Annotated in this window: 14 protein-coding genes; 7 read left to right on the top strand and 7 right to left on the bottom strand. The window is 35.3% G+C overall.

Annotated elements, in window-relative coordinates:
- Positions 1-181 precede the first annotated feature (181 nt).
- Together CKF54_RS02720 and CKF54_RS02715 are read left to right on the top strand one after the other, a co-directional pair.
- Positions 182-1,501 (top strand): anaerobic C4-dicarboxylate transporter, encoded by a 1,320-nt coding sequence (locus tag CKF54_RS02720; RefSeq protein WP_119524748.1) that lies wholly within the window; start codon positions 182-184, stop codon positions 1,499-1,501.
- A 192-nt stretch (positions 1,502-1,693) separates the two neighbouring features.
- Positions 1,694-2,125 carry an EamA family transporter gene (locus tag CKF54_RS02715; RefSeq protein WP_119524747.1) on the top strand — a complete coding sequence of 144 codons (432 nt, stop codon included), beginning with the start codon at positions 1,694-1,696 and terminating at the stop codon, positions 2,123-2,125.
- A gap of 165 nt (positions 2,126-2,290) precedes the next feature.
- Here the strand turns inward: CKF54_RS02715 and CKF54_RS02710 are convergent, their stop codons facing one another.
- The 7 genes from CKF54_RS02710 to tkt form a co-directional block, all read right to left on the bottom strand.
- The gene (locus CKF54_RS02710; protein WP_119524746.1) at positions 2,291-3,211 is read right to left on the bottom strand and encodes a Dyp-type peroxidase; all 921 of its coding nucleotides are present in this window, start codon (positions 3,209-3,211) and stop codon (positions 2,291-2,293) included.
- A gap of 175 nt (positions 3,212-3,386) precedes the next feature.
- Complete coding sequence (locus CKF54_RS02705; RefSeq protein WP_119524745.1) at positions 3,387-5,639, bottom strand: RelA/SpoT family protein; 2,253 nt, start codon at positions 5,637-5,639, stop codon at positions 3,387-3,389.
- A 192-nt stretch (positions 5,640-5,831) separates the two neighbouring features.
- The gene (locus CKF54_RS02700; protein ID WP_119524744.1) at positions 5,832-7,154 is read right to left on the bottom strand and encodes an NCS2 family permease; all 1,323 of its coding nucleotides are present in this window, start codon (positions 7,152-7,154) and stop codon (positions 5,832-5,834) included.
- Between the two features lie 122 nt (positions 7,155-7,276).
- Entirely contained in the window at positions 7,277-8,608 is a 1,332-nt protein-coding gene (locus CKF54_RS02695; protein WP_119524757.1) for an NCS2 family permease, read from the bottom strand.
- Positions 8,609-8,678: 70 nt separating this feature from the next.
- Positions 8,679-10,040 carry a nucleobase:cation symporter-2 family protein gene (locus tag CKF54_RS02690; RefSeq protein ID WP_119524756.1) on the bottom strand — a complete coding sequence of 454 codons (1,362 nt, stop codon included), beginning with the start codon at positions 10,038-10,040 and terminating at the stop codon, positions 8,679-8,681.
- 456 nt (positions 10,041-10,496) lie between these two features.
- On the bottom strand, positions 10,497-12,422 hold the full coding sequence (gene mnmG, locus CKF54_RS02685) for a tRNA uridine-5-carboxymethylaminomethyl(34) synthesis enzyme MnmG (RefSeq protein ID WP_119524743.1): 1,926 nt from the start codon (positions 12,420-12,422) through the stop codon (positions 10,497-10,499).
- 692 nt (positions 12,423-13,114) lie between these two features.
- The gene (gene tkt, locus CKF54_RS02680) at positions 13,115-15,127 is read right to left on the bottom strand and encodes a transketolase (protein ID WP_119524742.1); all 2,013 of its coding nucleotides are present in this window, start codon (positions 15,125-15,127) and stop codon (positions 13,115-13,117) included.
- A 289-nt stretch (positions 15,128-15,416) separates the two neighbouring features.
- On the opposite strand from tkt, the gene CKF54_RS02675 reads away from it, so the two are divergent.
- The 5 genes from CKF54_RS02675 (at position 15,417) to CKF54_RS02655 (ending at position 21,157) form a co-directional block, all read left to right on the top strand.
- Complete coding sequence (locus CKF54_RS02675) at positions 15,417-16,652, top strand: L-threonylcarbamoyladenylate synthase (RefSeq protein WP_119524741.1); 1,236 nt, start codon at positions 15,417-15,419, stop codon at positions 16,650-16,652.
- Positions 16,653-16,657: 5 nt separating this feature from the next.
- Complete coding sequence (aroE, locus tag CKF54_RS02670; RefSeq protein WP_119524740.1) at positions 16,658-17,503, top strand: shikimate dehydrogenase; 846 nt, start codon at positions 16,658-16,660, stop codon at positions 17,501-17,503.
- Between the two features lie 320 nt (positions 17,504-17,823).
- On the top strand, positions 17,824-18,831 hold the full coding sequence (gene trpS, locus CKF54_RS02665) for a tryptophan--tRNA ligase (protein WP_119524739.1): 1,008 nt from the start codon (positions 17,824-17,826) through the stop codon (positions 18,829-18,831).
- Between the two features lie 47 nt (positions 18,832-18,878).
- Positions 18,879-19,925, top strand: coding sequence for an EF-P beta-lysylation protein EpmB (gene epmB, locus CKF54_RS02660; RefSeq protein ID WP_119524738.1), 1,047 nt, complete (start codon positions 18,879-18,881; stop codon positions 19,923-19,925).
- 491 nt (positions 19,926-20,416) lie between these two features.
- Positions 20,417-21,157, top strand: coding sequence for an ATP-binding cassette domain-containing protein (locus tag CKF54_RS02655; RefSeq protein ID WP_119524737.1), 741 nt, complete (start codon positions 20,417-20,419; stop codon positions 21,155-21,157).
- Positions 21,158-21,160 lie beyond the last annotated feature (3 nt).

Genomic DNA, 21,160 nt, shown 5'->3' with positions numbered 1-21,160 from the left:
TTTTCCTTATTTGGCAACAAGTATTTAATTTTTAATCAAAAATTTGCTAAGAAAAATATTTTTTCTCTAAAAGAACTCTATTTTTGTTAATAAATAATGTAAAGTTGTGATTTTTTCGAAGCTAAAGCTTATAATGAAAAAATCTTTTTTTCTTTTTTATAACTTTTGTTAGACAATTTTTATGTTTTTTGTTCACTTTGCTGTAGTGCTCTTATGTATTCTAGTGGGGGCACGTATAGGCGGTATTGGTCTAGGAGTTATGGGTGGTCTTGGGTTATTTATTTTAACCTTCGGCTTTGGTTTAGCTCCTGCACATATACCAATTGATGTAATGTTGATGATTCTGGCAGTAGTATCAGCAGCTGCAGCTATGCAAGCAGCTGGTGGTTTAGACTATATGGTGAAAATCGCCACTAGAATTATTCGTCGTCATCCAAAATATATTACGTTTATCGCTCCAGCGGTAACCTATACCTTTACTATTTTTGCTGGTACTGGGCATGTAGCTTACTCTGTTCTCCCAGTTATTGCTGAAGTTAGTCGCAAAAACGGCATTCGTCCAGAGCGCCCTCTATCTATGGCAGTAATAGCTTCGCAATTTGCGATTGTTGCTAGCCCAATAGCGGCCGCGGTTTTAGTGGTAGTTAAGTACCTAGAACCAAATGGCATTACCGTTAGCGATGTATTAAAAGTTACTATCCCAGCTACTTTCATTGGGTTATTCTTAGCTTGTTTTATTGTTAATAAACTTGGTAAAGAATTAAAAGATGACCCAATTTATTTAGCACGTTTACAGGATCCTGAATACAGTGTAGAGCTAAACGATGTTGAAACAGAACAAGTTGAAGAAGTAAAAACTTCTTGGCGTGCGAAGTTATCAGTATTAATTTTCGTAGTATCTGCTGTTTATGTGGTTTTACTAGGGGCAAAACCAGAGTTACGTCCTTTAGTTGGTGATAAACCTTTAGGTATGGTAAGCGCGATTGAGATTATCATGCTGTCAGCAGGGGCATTAATTATCCTTACTTGTAAACCAGATTATAATTTAATTACACGTGGTTCGGTGTTCCATGCGGGGATGCGTGCGGTAATTGCAATCTTTGGTATTGCTTGGTTGGGCGATACTTTAATGTCTGCGCATATTGAAGAGGTTAAACAAGTAGTAGCTACTTTAGTTGAAACTGCTCCTTGGACTTTTGCCTTAGCTTTATTTGCGCTTTCGGTTCTAGTTAATAGTCAATCAGCAACGGTAATCGTTCTTTTCCCAATTGGGTTAAGTATTGGTTTACCACCTGAAATCTTAATCGCAACTTTTGTAGCAGTAAACGGTTACTTCTTTATTCCAAATTATGGTCCGATTATTGCTGCTTGTGATTTTGATATTACCGGAACAACTAGAATTGGTAAATTTATTTTCAACCACAGCTTTATGCTTCCTGGTTTAATTAGTATGATCTTTAGTTTAATCATTGGTTTTGTGATGATAGAAATTTATTTCTAGCTAAAGATAATTTTTTAAGAGATTTAAAGGAAACTTTAGATCTCTTTTTTTATAATTATAGACAAAGAGTTTCTTGCTTGAGCTTGTAGAGGATTGGAGCTACATACTTTACGCTTTAAGTAGGAGTAAGAATTATACTGGGTAAAAGAATTAGTATTCATCTATTCGAGGTGAAAGATTTAAGGAGAGAAAATGAGTTGGATAGCATATGCTTTACTTTCTGCGGTTTTTGCAGCTTGTACAGCCATTTTTGCCAAAATTGGTTTAGTAGGAATTAATAGTGATCTCGCAACTTTTATTCGTACCTGTTTTATCGTGGCAATTACAGCAACTTGGGTAAGCTACTTAGGGAAATGGGAAAGTGTTTCAAGTATTGGGCTTAAACAGTGGATTTTTCTTTTCCTTTCTGCTACTGCTACAGGTTTGTCTTGGTTATTCTATTTTAAAGCTTTGCAGTCAGGTCCTGCTGCCCATGTAGCCTCTCTAGATAAACTGTCAGTTGTTTTTGTTGGTGTATTTGCTTTTATTTTCTTGGGCGAGAAGTTAACTTTAAGAGAATGTATCGGTTTAGCTTTAATGGTAATTGGTATTTTAATATTAACCCTAAAACCTATGGCTAAGTAAAGAAGAAAGCTCCAGTGTAAAAAAGAAAGCTCCAGTTGTATGTTGTAACAACTGGAGCTTTCTTTGCTCTTAGTTTATTTTTCTCTAGTTTATTTTTCTCTTTAGCTCTTTGCTAGAGAAACTTGAGAATTTGAGTTAGTTGTCGTTTAACTCTAACTAAGTTTATTAACCTGTAAAGTCGCCTAGCATATCTAAAGACGGAACGAAAAATAATGTTCCCGTAACTGCCGTACTAAAATCTAATAGACGGTCATAGTTACCTTTAGGGTTGCCGATAAACATGTTGCTTAACATGCGACGTACAGTTTTAAAAGTATTAGCGTAACAAATGAAGTAAGTACCCATTTGATTTGCGCCCATGCTTCCAAATGGCATGTTATCACGGATTACTTTGTCATCACCAACATTTGCTAAAGCTGTGTGTGAGTTAGCTGGTTTTACATCATCACTCATTTCAATATCATCAGCTTTAGAACGACCAATTACTTTTTCTTGTTCACTTACAGGTAAAGCACGCCAAGCTTGCATATCGTGGATGTATTTTTGTACAAAAAGGTAGCTTCCACCTTGGTATTCAGGATCTTCTTCACCAACTAAAGCAAATTGACGACGTTCTTCACCTTGAGGGTTCTCAGTACCATCAACAAAGCCAAGAATGCTACGACCATCCCAGTAACGGAAGCCATGTACTTCTTCGACACAGTCTGCAACTTCAGTTAAAACGTCAGCTAAATTAGCTGCTGCATCGATACAGTAGCTGTGTTGATTACTACGGATATGTAAGTGTAAATCACCGCGAGTTGAAGGAGCTGTATGTTTGTCACCTTTAATTTCACGGAAAGGGGCTAATTCTTTTGGTAAAGGTTTAGGTAAGTCTAATAATTCCCACGCTTGAGCACCAATCCCTAAAGTAACGCTTGCTTTAGCTTCTGGAAAACGAATGTTAGCTGTGTTATTCAGGTTGATTACCAGACCACATAAACGTTGGAAAGCGCTGGTTGGATCTACGCCTTCTTTAAAGTTCCAAACCATAAATACTGTATTATGATTTGGTTCATCTAAAACATTTTGTTCACGAACTGACATACTTAAATACCCTTTTATACATTTTCAATGCCTATATTATACTTTAGCTTGGCACTTAGATTCGCTGAAGTTTGACAAATAAAAGCAAATTTAGCTTAAGCTTGAGAAATATGAGAGCAATTTACATAAAAAAGCAACAGGTTGATCCTGTTGCTTTTTTGCTCAAATAATAACTTTAAGCACGAATTGCTTGCACTACTCCGGAGATTTTGCTGATTGAAACTAGCACTTTATTCATAGTATCAATACTATTAAAATCTACCTCAAAACGCATAGTTGAAAGCATAGTTTTTTGGTTAAGCGACGAGTTAAAGCTAACAATTGTTGCTTTAAATGAACTTAAAACCGCTGAGATATCTCTTAGCATACCTACTCGGTCTAAACCAATAACTTGCAGTCTGGTTCTTACTGCTTGGTTGCCACCTTTGAAATTAGCATTCCAGCTACAATTAACTATACGACCAGGGTGAGCTTGCATTAAGTGAGCAACGTGTTGACAGTCTGCGCGGTGCACAGAAACACCTCTTCCTTTAGTAATATAACCAATAATTGGATCGCCAGGAATAGGTTGACAACAACGAGCTAATTGATACATTACACTCGAAGTACCTTCAATAGTAATTTGGTTTTGACGGCGAGATTTTGGTTGAGCTTGTTCAGGTTTGTCGTTAATTTCATTTAAGCGTTCGTGTAGGATTTCATCGACTTCTTTCGCGCGACTATTATCCGAACCTGCAACCTTATGATTTTCTAAGAAAGTAATCAGGTTGTTAGCTTTTAAAGTACCATTACCAAAATTTAAACAAAGCTCTTCAAAGTTTTTTGCAAGCTTATAGCGTTTTAATAATGTTGGCGTAATGTTTTTGAGATTGTGTTTGGTTTGGTTACACGCGTTCTCAATAATTTGTAAACCTTCTTTGATGTACTTGTCACGATCAAGTTTACCAAAGTAAGCCATAATTTTATTTTTGGCACGTGGGGTGCGAACAAAGTTAATCCAGTCACGAGAAATATTAGGTTCTTTCTGTCCTAGGATTTCAACTTTATCACCTGTCTGTAACTCGTAACTAAAGTTGACAATACGGTTATTAACTTTAGCACCAACACAGTGGTTACCGACTTCGGTATGGATACTATAGGCAAAATCTAAAGGTGTAGCTCCTTTAGGTAAGTCACGTACTTCACCTCGTGGAGTAAAAATGTAAACGCGATCATCAAGTAATTGCTTACGAATTTCTTCACCTTGTTTTGGATCTGAAGAAATATCATTTCTCCACTCTAAGAGTTTACGTAACCAAGCAATCTTGTCTGTAGCTTTATTTGAAGATTTTTTCCCTTCTTTATATTGCCAGTGAGCTGCAACTCCAACTTCAGCATGACGATGCATTTCTTCAGTACGAATTTGTAATTCGAGAGTTAAACGCTCGTTAAGACGGACAATAGTATGAATGGATTGATAACCATTTGGTTTGGTATTAACAATGTAGTCAGTAAATTCAGAAGGAATAGTTTCGTAGTCTGATTGGATCATCGAGAGTACGGCATAACATTCTGACACGTTATTTACAATAATACGAGCAGCTAGTAAATCATATAGCTGTTCAAATGGTAAGTTCTTTTTACGCATTTTATTGTAAATAGAGTAGATATGCTTTGGTCGACCGTAAACTTCAAAATGTTTAATCCCGCATTCCTTGCGGATGCGTTCTTTGATCTCGTTGGTAAAGTTATCTACAACTTTTAAACGATCCATGCGACGCATGCCTAGCTTTTTCACAATTGAGTAGTAGGCATCTGGATTTGTAATCTTTAAGCAAAGATCTTCAATTTCCCATTTTAATTGCCCGATGCCTAGACGATTAGCTAGTGAAGCGTAAACATCTAGAATATTTGAAGCTATTTTAACCTTTTCTTGACTATCAATATTTTTATTAGAATCTAACGATCTTAAGAAAAGAATGCGCTCAGCTAGTTTGATAATAATTGAGCGATAGTCGTCTGCCATGGTTAGGAGCAGATGACGGATACTATTAATTTGATCATTCTTACTTGAATTAAAATTAATAATATCTATTTGAGCCATATTTAATGTACCTTTAAGGATTCGGTACATTAGCGAGGTTATCTTATCTGTTAGTTCTTTTAATTCTATCTGACCATTAGAAATTAAAGGAAAAAGAAAAGCGACTAGAAGAGTTTCGTCATCTAGATTTAAGCTGTCAAGAATCTCAACCAGTTCACAACTATGACTAAAAATAGTTAGTTTTACCTCATCGCGTAAGTTTTGGTTATCGATAAGATGTTGACAATATAAGTCATAAATTTGGTCTAAGCGTTCTTTAAATTTCTCATTCTGTATATTTTCTAACCAAGAGTGTAGGTTATTCGGGTTGAGAGATTGAAGGTGAGAAAATCTAACCTTAACCATTTGTAACCTCTTTAGTTCATTTTTTTCTACTGAGAAGTAAGCCAAATTCTAGTTACTTTAGTAAAGTAACCTTTGAATATTATAAAACAATTTTGATTTTTCTTATTTAATTTATCTATCTTAACATAGCGAGAAAAAAGATACAATAAAAGACGACTTCAAGCTGAAATCGTCTTTTATTTTGGCTAATTGTTAGATAGCGTAACCAGAAGCGTAGAAAGCAACTAAAGCAATAGCAATAATTACTGTTCCAACATTTAATTGTTTAGTTTCGCCTGCAACAATACGTCCAATAACTAGAGTTGCAAAACCAATCATAATTCCTGTTACGATGTTAGCAGCAAGAATAATGAAGATAGCCGTTACTAAACCTGACATAGCGCCAACAAAGTCTTGGAAGTCAAGTTTAGTTACATTAGATAACATTAATAAACCAACATACATTAATGCAGGTGCTGTTGCATAGCTAGGAACAATTGTAGCTAGAGGTTGGAAGAAAATAATAGCTAAGAATAATAAACCAACAACTACAGCAGTTAAACCTGTTTTACCACCAGCAGCAGCTCCTGAAGCTGATTCGATATACACAGCTGCAGGTGCAGTACCTAGAAGACCAGCTAAGATAGTTGAAGCCGAGTCTGTAGTTAAAGCACGGTTACCATTAATAATTTGTCCATTTTTATCAACTAGGTTAGCTTGTCCTGCTACTGCACGGATAGTACCAGTTGCGTCAAAAACAGAAGTCATTACTAAAGCAAAGATAATTGGAATTACAGCAGTATTTGCTAAAGATGAAAAGTCCATAGCAAAAACTAAATTATTTTCCCCAAATGATGGAAGAGCAAAAACACCGTTGAATTTAATAGATGGATCAAAGATGATGCCTACTACTGTCAGAGCAACGATAACAATTAAAATGCTCCCCATTACACGACGTTTTTCTAGAGCAATAATTAAAGCTAAACCAATTAACGTCATTAATGAAGGGAATGCTGTAAAGTCACCAAAAGTCACTGGCACTGAAGAGCTTGTATTTGGTACTACTAACTTAACTCCACCAGCAGCAATAATAAGTAGGAATAAACCGATACCTATACCAGTACCATGAGCAATACTAATAGGTAAGTTACGTAAAATCCAAGTACGGATACCTGTAACAGAGATTAAAGTAAAGATAACCCCCATTACAAAAATAGCAGCTAATGCTGTAGGTAATGGTAATTGTTGCCCAAGAACCATACTAAAAGCTGTATAAGCTGTTAACGAAATAGCACAGCCAATAGCCATAGGTAAGTTAGCCCAGAAGCCCATTAAAATTGAGCCAAGACCTGCAGTTAAGCAAGTTGCAATAAATACAGCTTTAGCATCAAATCCCGCAGCTGATAACATTCCTGGAACTACGATTACCGAGTAAACCATAGCTAAGAAAATAGTTAACCCAGCAATAATTTCTGTACGTAAGTTAGAACCGCGTTCTGAAATTTTAAAGAAACGATCAATACCTGATTTTTCCATAATTTTTATTAACCTATAGTTAGCTCGCCGTTTGAATAGTAATAGTCAAAGGTAATAATCGCACTAAATTTTAAAGAAAAAGGGACTATTACTATTCAGAAACGGAGAAAAAGGGAAAGGTATTAGATAGCAATACCAGAAATATAGAAAGTGAATAAGATTAGGGCAATAATTACGGTACCAATGTTTAATTTATCAAACTGACGCGCAACAACACGACCTAATACTAAACAAGTAAAGCCTAACATTAAACCAGTAACGATGTTTGCTGTAAAACCAATAAATACAGCAGTTACTAATGCAGAAGCACTACCAATTAAATCGTTAAAGTTAATATCTTTTAAGCCAGAAACCATTAATAGACCTACATACATTAAAGCTGGAGCTGTAGCGTAGAAAGGTACTAAGAAAGCTAAAGGTTTAAAGAAAAGGATACATAAGAAAGCTACACCGGCAACAACTGCAGTTAAACCAGTTTTACCACCAGCAGCTGTACCAGCACCTGACTCTAAGTATACAGCAGCTGGAGCTGTACCAATTAAACCAGCAAATACAGAAGAAACTGAATCTGCAGTTAAAGCACGATTACCATTTTTAATTTGTCCTTTAGCGTCAACTAATCCTGCGTTACCAGCTACTGCGCGTACTGTTGAAGTAGCGTCAAAAACAGTAGAAAGAATTAAAGCTAGTACAATTGGAATTAGAGTAGTGTTAAATACACCAGCTAAGTCAAATTTAAATAGGAGGTTACCATCACCAAAGCTTGGTAATTCAAAGAAACCTTTGTATTGAACATTAGGGTCTACAATTAGACCAATAATTGTAATTAGAACAATAACAATTAAGATCCCACCTTTAACACGCATAGCTTCTAAAGCAATGATTAGGAATAAACCAATAAATGAAGCTAGTACAGGGAAAGAGGTAAAGTCACCTAATTTAACTGGTAAGCTTGAAGCTGTGTTAGCAACAACGATTTGTACATTTGAACAAGCAACAAGAATTAGGAATAAACCGATACCTACCCCAGCTCCGTGAGCAATACTATGAGGTAAGTTACGAAGAATCCAAGCACGAATATCAGTTACGGAAATAATAGTAAAGGCAATACCCATAATTAGGATCATACCTAACGCAGTTTCAACTGGAACACCTTGACCAATTACAATAGAGAAAGCCACAAAAGCAGTTAAGGCAATATCTCCACCGATAGCCATAGGTAGCTTAGCCCAGAAGCCCATTAGTAAAGTACCTAAACCTGTCATTAAACAAGTTGCAATAAATACTGATTCAGCAGGGAAACCGGCTGCGCTTAACATTCCTGGAACGGTAATTGCAGAGTAAACCATTGCTAGGAAAGTTGTTAAACCTGCAGTAATTTCTGTACGAATGTTTGAACCTGATTTTGTAATCTCAAAATAGGTATCAAGGGGTGAACTATTTTTTTCTAACATTGTTACTAAAAAGAAATTATTAAGTGATGAAAAGTTCAAGGAGGCATTGCCTCCTTTGAATTAAGAAAACTTATTTGTTGATTTCAGCTACAACTTCAGCAGCATCTTCATTAACTTCTTTATCTGCAGGAAGAATTCTATCTAAGATAATTGCAAATAGAGAACCAGTTGTGATACCTGAAGAGAAAATTTCTTTAGACCAAGCTGGTAAGAAGTTAAATAACTCTGGACGTAGAGTTACTGCTAGGCATGAACCTAAAGAGATAGCGATGATTAAACCGTTTCTTCTCGAACGGGTAACACGGTCTAGCATTTGGATACCACCAACGATGATCATTGCGAACATCATTACGCCAGCACCACCTAAAACAGGGGAAGGAATTGACACGATTAAAGCACCAAATACTGGGAATAGACCAGCTAAGAATAATAAGATACCCGTCCACATAACTACGTAACGTGAAGCTACGCGAGTAATTGAGATAATTCCGATGTTTTGTGCAAATGATGAGAAAGGTAAAGTAGAGAAACATGCAGCTAAAGCTGAACCTAAACCGTCACATAGAACTCCACGTTTAACTTGTTCACCAGTTACTTTTGTGTTAGTTGCTTGACCAATTGCTAAGAAGTTACCGTTAGATTCAACGATCGTAACTAAGTAAGCAATTGACATACCAATAATACCAGCAATTGGGAATGATAAACCAAAGTGGAAAGGAGTAGGTACAGCAAAAACTTGAGCAGTTTTAACGCTTGAGAAATCTACCATGCCAAAACAAACTGCAACAATGTAGCCAATTAGCATTGCAAAGAAGATAGCGGCAGCAGAAAAAATGCCTTTACCCCATTGTACGAGGATAATAACTACTACTAAAACAAAGGTAGCCATTAATAAAGTAGAAGGTGCTGCATAGTTAGCGTCAGTTTTTTGTCCGCCAGCAAACCAGTCAACTGCTACTGAAATTAATGAAAGACCAATACTCATTACCACACAACCGGTAACCACTGGTGGGAAGTATTTACGAATGTAAGGCATTAAGTAAGCACCTACAATCATTACAAGAGAGGCTACTAGAGAAGAACCTAAAATTCCTGCTACACCTGCGTCTGAAAAACCGATAGCTAAAGCGGCAGCTACGAAAGTAAAGCTAGTTCCCATTACTGATGGTAAACGGATACCAACAGGACCAAGACCTCGAGATTGGATAAAAGTTACCACTCCTGAAATTAAGAGGGAAGCATTTACTAAGATAATAGTGTCAGTTGCAGATAAGTTTAAAACATTACCAACAACTAATGGTACCGCAATGATACCACCTAAAGCAGCTAATAAGTGTTGAGCTGCTAAGATTAAAGTCAAACCAATACCAGGTTTGTCTTCAACATTTAAAAGTAAACCACTAGATGGTTGAGGATTATTTTGCAAAGACATATTTTTGTGAAAAGAGATATAGTTGCAGGGAGGAATTGTATCTAGGTCAAGCTCTAGATTTACCCTAGAGGTAAAATTCCTTTCTTGTATGCGCATATTATTACCTAAGAGATTTTTATCTGCTCACTTTTTTGCACTTTTTTGCCATAAAAATGCTAAAAAATTGCAAAAACTAACAAAAGTAAATATTTATGCCTATTAAAAAGTATCAAATGTCAGGATTTTGTAAACTTGTGGTTTCTTAGTTGTTGATTTTTTGAGAGATGGACTTTGATAACAATGAAAAAATGTTAATTTTAATTAGAGTAATCTATCAAATGTAAGATTTAATTTAGATTTTTACCTATCATTTGACTGTTTGTTTTGACTAATTGCAATAGTCTTTACAATTTGCAAAAAATAAGGGAAGTTCGTAAAGAACTTCCCTATAGAATAAATATAATAAATTAATTTTCTTTATTCAGCTTCGCGAGCGATTCCACCTGGTAGGGTAGAACCATGTGCTTGGCTATATTTTTTTAGATAAACTAATAAAATAGAGATAGCCGCAGGGGTGATACCTGAAATACGTGAAGCTTGACCAATAGTTTGTGGTCTAAAGTTTTCTAGTTTAGAAATAACTTCATTTGATAAACCTGAAATTTCGCGATAAACGAAATCTGCTGGAATTTCAGTATTTTCATTACGTTCTAAACGAGCGATCTCTTCTAATTGACGGTCAATATAACCTTGATATTTACTATTGATCTCAACTTGTATAGCAGCTTGTTTGTCATCTAATTGTTCAGTCGCAAACTGTGCAATTTGACATAATTTTTCGTAATTCATGTCTGGACGTTTAAGCAGTTCAAGACCATTAGCTTCTTTAGTTAAAGGAGCGTCTAACAGAGCATTGATTTCAGCGATATTCTCAACATGAGGGTGAATCCAAATGTTTTTTAAACGTTCAGTTTCTTTACCTATGTTTGCTACTTTATCTTGGAAACGCTGCCAACGTTCAGCTGTAATTAAGCCTAACTCTTGTGCTTTAGGAGTTAAACGTAAATCTGCGTTGTCTTCACGTAATAATAAACGGTATTCAGCACGTGAAGTGAAAAGGCGATAAGGTTCGTTTGTTCCTAAAGTACAAAGATCATCAATTAACACTCCAAGGTAAGCTTCATTACGTTTAGGATACCAAGCATCTTTATTTTGACAACGAAGACCTGCATTAATACCAGCAAGTAAACCTTGAGCTGCAGCTTCTTCATAACCTGTAGTACCGTTAATTTGACCAGCCATAAATAGATTAGTGATTTTTTTACTTTCAAGTGAAAGTTTTAAATCACGAGGATCAAAATAATCATACTCAATAGCGTAACCTGGACGCATAATACGCGCATTTTCTAAGCCAGGCATAGAGTTAATAATTTTAACTTGTACGTCAAATGGTAATGAAGTTGAAACTCCATTAGGATAAATTTCTGTAGAGTTTAAACCTTCAGGTTCTAAGAAGATTTGGTGTTTGTCTTTGTCAGCAAAACGAACGATTTTATCTTCAATTGACGGACAGTATCTTGGACCAACACCTTCAATAACTCCAGCATACATAGGAGAACGATGTAAGTTATCACGAATAGCTTGGTGAGTTTCTTCGTTAGTGTAAGTCATGTAACAAGGGATTTGTTGAGGGTGTTGCTCTTGTGATCCCATGAAACTAAATACTGGTAATTCACCTTGATCACCTTCTTGAATACCTAGCTTACTAAAGTCAATTGTGCGGACGTCAATACGTGGAGGGGTACCAGTTTTTAAACGACCAACACGAAGATTTAAACTACGTAAACGCTCTGCTAGAGAAATTGAAGCTGGATCTCCAGCACGACCACCGGTATAGTTTTCCATGCCTACGTGGATTTTACCACCTAAGAAAGTACCAGTAGTTAAAACTGCAGTAGTAGTTTCGAACTCTAAACCGATTTTAGTAATAACACTTTTAACAGTATCATTTTCAATCTTGATATCAACAACTTCTTGTTGGAAAATATCTAGATTTTCTTGATTACATAGGTATTTACTTACAAAGTTACGGTATAAAGAACGATCGATTTGTGCACGTGTTGCACGTACTGCAGGACCTTTTGAAGAGTTCAGAGTTCTAAATTGAATTCCACAGTGGTCAGCAGCAATCCCCATTAAACCACCCATAGCATCGATTTCTTTAACAAGGTGACCTTTACCGATACCACCTATAGCTGGGTTACAAGACATTTGTCCTAAAGTATCAATGTTGTGAGTTAAAAGTAGAGTTTTTAACCCCATGCGGGCAGCAGCTAAACAAGCTTCTGTTCCAGCATGTCCACCACCAATTACAATAACATCATATTTTTTGTTGTAAATCATAGAGATGATTAAATTAATTAATAAATAAAATTAAAACGAAAAAATTTTAACCTAAATTGCGGTGACTTTTATACACTACAAAAATAAAGCGATTTAATTTTCAATATCTTAAATAAGAAAAATAACTTTTATTTAAGGTAGTGGTGTATAGAAATTTATACACTACTTTATGAAAAATTAACCTGCTATAGAAATAGTATTCGATTATAAAATCGCATTGTTAGATAAGAACTTATACTTGAATGTTAGCAAGTTACAGCTACAAAATTAACAATTTTACACTATTATAATAGTGGTTATGGTCTGTAGTGTATAAAAAGCACCGCAAATTAGGTTTTAAGCATTAGCTGGATAATTTCGTATAAATTATCTAACTAATGTTTAAAAATTGAAATTTACTAAGTAGAGTATTATACCATAAATCACAATTTTATCTTACTAACTATAAGAATTAAATCAGCTATAAGTTGCGAGCTTTTTGCAGGAGAAGCTTGATATTAGCTATTTAATGGTGGTAAAATAAACAAATATTTAACACATAAACTTTATATTTAGGGGTGGAAAGCCTAAATATTTGGATAGTGTTAAACTTTTTTAGTTTATGGAAGTAGGGGTGTCTTTGGCGCCTCTTTTTTTAATGCCGATTTTTTCAGCAAAAGTAAAGCCTAGGGAAACCCTAGGCTTTAAAAATATTATTTGTTTAGATATTGTGAAACTTTATCGTAAACTTTGTCTACTGTAAAGCCAAATAAATCAAATAATTGTGCAGCTGGAGCTGAATCACCGTAACGGTCAATACCAAGTACTAAACCATCTAAGCCAACATATTTGTACCAGCCAGAAGTAGAACCTACTTCTAGAACTACACGTTTACGTACGCTTGTTGGTAATACTGATTCACGGTAAGCTTGATCTTGTGCTTCGAAAGTATCAACTGAAGGCATAGATACTACACGAACAGCTTTACCTTCAGCAGTTAATTTTTCTGCTACTTTAACAGCTAAATCAACTTCAGAACCTGTAGCTACAAAAATCACTTCTGGATTTACAGCGTCTACTAATACATAACCACCTTTTTCAATATCAGCTACTTGTTGTGCTGTACGCTCTTGTTGTTCTAGATTTTGTCTAGTTAAGATTAGAGCAGTTGGTTTAGTGCGGTTAGCTAATAATGCTTGTTTCCAAGCTACAGCTGTTTCTACTTGGTCAGCTGGACGCCATACGCTTAAGTTAGGAATTAAGCGTAATTGTTCTGTATTTTCAATTGGTTGGTGAGTTGGACCATCTTCACCTACACCGATAGAATCGTGCGTAAACACGTATACAGTTTGTAGTTTCATTAATGCAGCCATACGAATAGCGTTCATTGCATAGCTTGAGAACATTAAGAAAGTGCCACCGTAAGGTAAGTGAGTACCGTGTAACGCTACCCCGTTCATAATTGCAGCCATACCGAACTCACGTACACCATAGTGAACGTAGTTACCAGCTACATCGTTAGGAGTAATTGACTTGCAACCTTTAAACATAGTTAAGTTTGAAGGAGCTAAGTCAGCAGAACCACCTAGGATTGAAGAAACGTGTGGAGCTAAAGCATTTAACGCGTTTTGTGAAGATGAACGAGTTGCTAAAGATTTAGGTTCAGCTTGTAATTGAGCGATGTATTGATCTGCTAATTCAGCTAAATTAGCTTCTAATTCACCATTGAAACGAGCTTCTAATTTTGCACCTAATTCAGGATATCTTTCTTTATAAGCAGCAAATAATTTATTCCACTCTTCTTCAACTTTTTGTCCTGTTGTACGAGCATTCCAAGCATTGTATGCTTCTTCAGGTACATAGAAAGGTTCTAATGAAGGCCATTGCATAGCTTCTTTAGAAGCTTTAATTTCATCAGCGCCTAGTGGAGCACCGTGAACGTGGTGAGTACCTTCTTTATTAGGTGCACCTTTACCAATTACAGTTTTACAAATAATTAAGCTTGGTTTGTTGCTTTCTTTTTTAGCAGCATCTAAAGCAGCTTGAATTTGTTCTGGGTTGTGACCATCTACATTTTCAATAACATTCCAACCGTAAGCTCTAAAACGCTCAGCTGTGTTATCTGTGAACCATCCTTCGATGTCACCGTCAATTGAGATGTTATTAGCATCGTAGAAAGCAATTAATTTATTTAAACCTAGAGTACCTGCTAAAGAACAAGCTTCGTGTGATACCCCTTCCATTAAACAACCATCACCTAAGAAAGCGTAAGTGTAGTGGTCAACTGGTTTTAGATCTTCTTGGTTGAATTCACGTGCAAGTAATTTTTCAGCTAAAGCCATACCTACAGCATTAGCGATACCTTGACCTAGAGGACCTGTAGTTGTTTCTACTCCTGGAGTGTGACCATATTCAGGGTGTCCTGGAGTTAATGAACCTAATTGACGGAAGTTCTTTAATTCTGCTAAAGATAGGTCGTAGCCTGTTAAGTGTAATAGGCTATAAATTAACATTGAACCGTGACCATTAGAAAGAACAAAGCGGTCTCTATTTGCCCATTTAGGATTTAATGGGTTGTGCTTTAAGTTACGGCGCCATAATACCTCAGCAATGTCAGCCATACCCATAGGAGCACCTGGGTGACCTGAGTTAGCTTTTTGGATTGCATCCATTGATAACACTCTAATAGCGTTAGCGCATAGTTGTCTTAATGTTGGAGTAGTCATCGAAAAATCCTATAATTAATTAGTTTAAAGCTTGGTAAAGTAAATTACTTAAGCACCTAAATTAAAATCTAAGAAGAAAGTAATTCAATCTAATAAGAAAGTGAGTAGTTTCACCCCGCTATATTATACTTTATTTTCAAAATTTAACTTTATAAAATTGTAAAAAGGTTTAATAGATCACATTTTTATAGCTAAGACTATGGCTTATGTTAAAATTATAGCTATCTATAAGCTAACTGAGACTTTAGATAAAGTTATATTTAATTAAATTTGTATATGGAGTTTAGCGATGAAGATCGCCAAAGTTTCAAATCTAAAAGAACTGCAAGCGACCAAAGATCTTTTAGATAAGATTGTTGCTTACCCAACCGAATCTGTGTTTGGTTTAGGTTGCCGCATCGACAAGCTTGAGGTTATTGAAAGAATTCTTGCTTTAAAAGAACGCGATGCTAATAAAGGTTTTGTTATTCTTGCAACTTCACTAGAGCAAGTAAGTGAAATAGTTGATTTAGACTTAATCCCTCAAAGTCTAAAAGAGTTACTTAAACATGTTAACCATCCACGTAAGCCATTTAAGCAAAACTCTCTTTTATCTAAGGACAAATATCCAGGGGTAAGTGAGAGTTACTTTAATAGTTTAGTGCAAGCTATCGGTAATATAAGATCAGAAGATAGTGATGCAAGAGTTAGAGATATTGGTGAAGAGGATAACATCCATATAATTTACTTAGAAAGAATTCTTTACATTCTAAAGAGCGCCTACCAGCAAGCTAAAGCGCATAATCTTCTAGCAATAGGAGAGGAGGCACAAGAGAACTTAAGCCAAGCGTTACATTTAGTTGCAGCTTTACATAGTACTGGACAAGGACTTACTTTCCTCCTTCCTGCAAAAAAAGATTGCCCAGAGGTTTTACGTGGTAAGTTTGCAACAGTTGCTGTGAGAATAACTCATGAACCGTTTTTAATGGACTTAATTAACACTTTTGGCGGGGCGATAGTTTCAACTTCTGCAAATTATTCAGGAAGCAATTCTTTAAGAACGGCAGAGCAAGTTGTTAAGATGTTAGAGAGTTCTTCTAATCTCTATGAGCAAGAACAGGTAGTAGTTTATGATCAACCTGTAATTTATGGTCAAGAGAAAGAAGTAAATGAAAGTATTTTATTAAATCTTCTTCCTAAAGAAAGTTTAGAAAAACTAGCTAGTATTGGTGAAGTCCCTAAATTTGGTGTCCTTAGAAATGCTAAAGATCTATTAGTTCCTAATTTAGAAGATGTGTTTTTGGCATTTGATGATGTATTAGTAAAACAACTAGCTGTTTTACGTCTATTAGTGGACTTAGATTTTACTTTAGCAAGCTATACGTCAGTGATTAATTTGGAATTAGGTCGTATAGGGCAAGAAGAGGTATTTGGTGACCAACAACCAGAGGGATTAGAACTAGACAAAGTACTGTCTTTTCCTCATCTAATTCCAGCATACAAAGAAATAGCTCGAGTATATGAAAAAGCTAAGGCTAGAGGTTAAGAAATATGCAAGTTGATCGTTTTTTAGTTTGGGGTAATCCTATTTCTCATAGTCTTTCGCCTCGTATTCATGAGATCTTTGCAAGTCAAAGAGGCACTTGCATTGATTATAATCGTAATGGTGAAGGAATGGATTTAGCTACTTTTATTGAAGCTTTTCTTGATTTTTTTGCAAATCAAGGAGGGAAAGGTTCTAATGTGACTTCTCCTTTTAAAAAAGTAGTCTATGATCTAATCAAAGATAGATCAGAAGTTTGTGAGATAGCTCAAGCATGTAATACAGTTATTAAGCGAGCTGACGGTAGCCTTTACGCAGAAAATACAGATGGCTATGGTCTTTCTTCAGATTTAAAATCTTTAGGCTGGCTTAATTTAAAAAGTAAAATTCTAATTCTTGGCGCAGGTGGTGCGGTTACTGGTGTGCTTTATCATCTTTTAAAAGAGGGAGCACAAGTAGATATCTTTAACCGTACACGTGAGCGTGCTCAAGAAGTAGCTTCAAGCTTTAGAAAGTACGGTAAAGTTGAGGCTGTAACAGAGTATGACTTTGATGATTACGATTTAGTAATCAATGCAGTAGCCTATAAAAAAGGTGAAGATGCGGTAAACTTACGTACCAGCCGTATTACTAACCCGAATACTAAGTTTTACGATATGCAGTATGCTGCTGTAGGTAAAACTCCGTTTCTAAGTTTTATCGAACAACTAGGTTGTAGTCAAAACTTAGCTGACGGTTTAGGTATGTTAGTGAGACAAGCAGCCTTATCTCATTACTACTGGTTTGGGGTTTTACCTGACGCTAATATAGCTTTAGCGCAATTAAGAGAAGAATTATCGCAAAATCTAGGGTAAAATATACTTAAAGGTTTACATTAGTAATGTTCGCTAGTTTTTAAATAGACGAGTTAAACAATTTTAGCTCGATATTATCTCCATGCTAGCTCAATACTCGTTTAAAAGTAACTAAGAAAGGTAAAGTAGGCTTGATTTGAATAAAATTAAGCTTAGTTTTATTATTTCTCTCTAAGAGGCAAGGTTATCTTTACTAATGTAAATTTTCTAGCTTATGCTTATCTTTCATTGAAGTTAAGTATGAGCTTTTGTTATTTTCTTCATGGATTTGCAGTTTTATTTAGTTTCATTATCGTCTTTTGAACAATAGGATTATTAATATGAGTAAACCAGTTATTTTAAGTGGTATTCAACCATCAGGTACTTTAAGTTTAGGAAACTATTTAGGCTCTTTACGTAACTGGGTTAAAATGCAAGACGATTACGAATGTTTTTATTGTGTGGTTGATCTACATGCAATAACTGTACGTCAAGATCCTGAAGCCCTACGCAAAGCAAGCCTTGATATGGTTGCTTTATACTTAGCTGCCGGAATTGATCCAGAGAAAAGTACAATTTTTATTCAAAGTCATGTACACCAACATGCGGAATTAGGTTGGTTATTAAACTGTTATACAGGTTTTGGTGAACTAAGTCGTATGACGCAGTTTAAAGATAAATCATCACGTTATGAGCAAAATGTAACTGCTGGTTTATTTGATTACCCTGTGTTAATGGCAGCGGATATTCTCCTTTATCAAGCTGACCAAGTACCAGTTGGTGCTGACCAAAAACAACATTTAGAGTTATGTCGTGATGTCGCTGCCCGTGTTAATAAAATTTACGGTGAAGATACTTTCAAAATTCCAGAACCGTTTATTGCCCCTGTAGGTGCGCGTATTATGTCATTACAAGATCCAAGTAAGAAAATGTCTAAATCAGACGACAACGCTAACAATGTTATTTTCTTATTAGAAGATCTTAAAAAAGTAGCTAAGAAAATTAAATCAGCAGTTACTGATGGTGAAGATCCACCACGTGTAGCTTATGATTTAGAAAACAAAGCTGGAATTTCTAACCTGCTTGATATCGCTTCAGCAGTAACAGGTAAATCAATTAAAGAACTAGAAGAAGAATTTAAAGATTCTATGTATGGTAACTTTAAAAAATATGTTGCTGAAGAAGTATGTAAACTGTTAGAAGATTTACAAACTAAATTTAATCACTATCGTAATAATGAAGAACTTTTAAATAAAATTATTCGCGAAGGTGCTGCTAAAGCTGCAAGTCGTGCAGAGGTTACTTTAGCAAGATTTAAAGATAGAATTGGTTTTGTTCCAGTTAAATAAAGATTAATTAAAGCGTAACTTATGGTTACGCTTTTCCTCATATTTGTATGATTAGTTTGAATATGCAACTTAGCGACAATCAGTGGAAACGTGAGCTTGCCCAAGCATTTAAACAGCCACATGAATTGTTAGAATATTTGCAAATAGATAGCCACCTAGAGAGTAAAATCGCGGGTAAACCTTTACTAGAGAAAAACTCTTTTCCTATGCTAGTTCCTAAGCACTTTGCAGACTTAATGAGTAAAGGTAATATTGATGATCCTTTACTCCTGCAGGTACTACCTTTTAGCCAAGAGTTGGTTGAAAAAGATGGGTTTGTTTTACAACCTTTGGATGAGCAAGATAACTTTATTCCTGTTAAAAATGTAGTTCATAAGTATCAGGATCGCTTACTCTTTTTACCTAAAGGTGGGTGTGCAGTAAATTGTCGCTACTGTTTTCGTCGTAACTTCCCTTATCACGATTTAGCTTCAAGTAGAGAGGAGTGGCAAAAATCCCTTGATTATGCTTATAGCCAAGAAATTTCTGAATTAATTTTGTCCGGAGGAGATCCTCTAATGATGACTGATAAAGAGTTTTTTTGGTTAGCAGAGGAGCTGATTAAACGTAATCAAGAGGCAAAGGTGAAAATTGATAGATTAAGAATTCATTCGCGTCTACCAATAGTTCTTCCTAATAGAATTACAGAAGGCTTTGTACAGATTTGCCAGTTTCTTGCACAAGCAAAAATTAGAGTGATCTGGGTAAGTCATATAAATCACCCTTCAGAAATTAGTGAACTTTTACAAGAAAAACTAGCTTCTCTGGCGCAAGCAGGAGTTTTACTGTTAAATCAATCGGTCTTACTAAAAGGGGTAAATAACTCGGTTGAGGTTTTAGCTCAACTCTCTCATAAGCTCTTTCAAGCTGGTATTCTCCCTTACTACTTGCATCTACTTGATAAAGTAACTGGTGCAAGTCATTTTTATGTCAGTGATGAAGAAGCTTTAGCTCTTTACAGAGAGCTGCAAGAGCAAACTTCAGGTTATTTGATTCCTAAATTAGCTCGTGAAGAAGTAGGTAAGAAGAATAAAACTCTATACACTACGGTATAGTGACAAGTACAGCTTGCCCCTATTAGATTAGAGGAAGTCTTCCAAGTTTTCACCTTTAAAATCATTTCTTGATCATTTCTTGTAAAATTATCTTCTTACAAGACAAGTAAGAAATAGGTCAAGGAAAAAGCAAGCTGGTAACAGAGAATAAATAGCTAAAAAAATAGTCTAAAAAGTTACAAAAATTTATCGAAACGTGCAAAATCTATTAGATTTTTTAAAAGATCCTTAGATTAAATTATCTTAAAAATCAATAATTTGTAAATTAATTTTTGCAATAATAGTTTGCAACTTTTACGTAATTTTTGTTTACTATATTCACGTAAAGTATTGATTTTTAGCTTTTTATAAAAAAGAGGTTTAGTGTTTTTTGCTTAAAAAAGCGAGATTATAGTGCTTTTTTTGCAAAAATAGTGCTAAAATTGCCCTGCTTGCAATAAAAAAGTTTATTATGTAAAATTTAAGTTATCAGCCGAATGAGAATTAATTAAATGGATAACATAGAAATAAAAGGTTTGAACCTGTTTTATGGTCAAACACAAGCTTTGTTTGATGTAAATTGCGCCTTACCATTAGGTAAAGTTTCAGTTCTATTAGGTAAGTCAGGCGCAGGTAAGTCGACTTTTATAAGAACGTTAAATTTATTAGAGTTACCTTCAAGCGGTACTTTAAAAATTGATAATCAAGTAATTGATTTTAATAACAAGGTTTCAGAAAAAACTGCACAACTTTTACGACGTAAAGTTGGTATGGTTTTCCAGAACTATAATTTATGGCCTCATAAAACAGTGCTGGAGAATTTAACTTATGCTCCTGTAACTTTAAAGTTAACTTCAAAAGAAGAAGCAAAAACTAGAGCACAAAAGTTACTTGAGGTATTACAAATTGCCGAGCACGCAAATAAATATCCTTTACAACTTTCTGGTGGTCAGCAACAAAGAGTGGCAATTTGTCGTGCTTTAATGATGCAACCAGAAGTACTTCTTTATGACGAGCCAACAGCAGCTCTAGACCCAAATATCACCGGTCAAGTTGCACGTATTGTTAAAGATTTAGCAAGTACTGGGGTAACGCAGATAATCGTTACCCATGATGTAGGTTTTGCTCGTCAAATAGCGGATAGAGTTTATTATTTTGAAAGTGGACGTTTAGTTGAACAAGGAGAAGCTGAACAAATGTTCAATAATCCTCAAACTAAAGAGTTTAAAGAATATCTTGCATATTCTAAATAGGAG

Origin of the sequence: Psittacicella hinzii (genome assembly GCF_003585885.1) — a bacterium.
In the GTDB taxonomy this organism is placed as follows: Bacteria; Pseudomonadota; Gammaproteobacteria; order Enterobacterales; family Psittacicellaceae; genus Psittacicella.
This window is presented reverse-complemented; position numbering and strand designations above follow the sequence as displayed.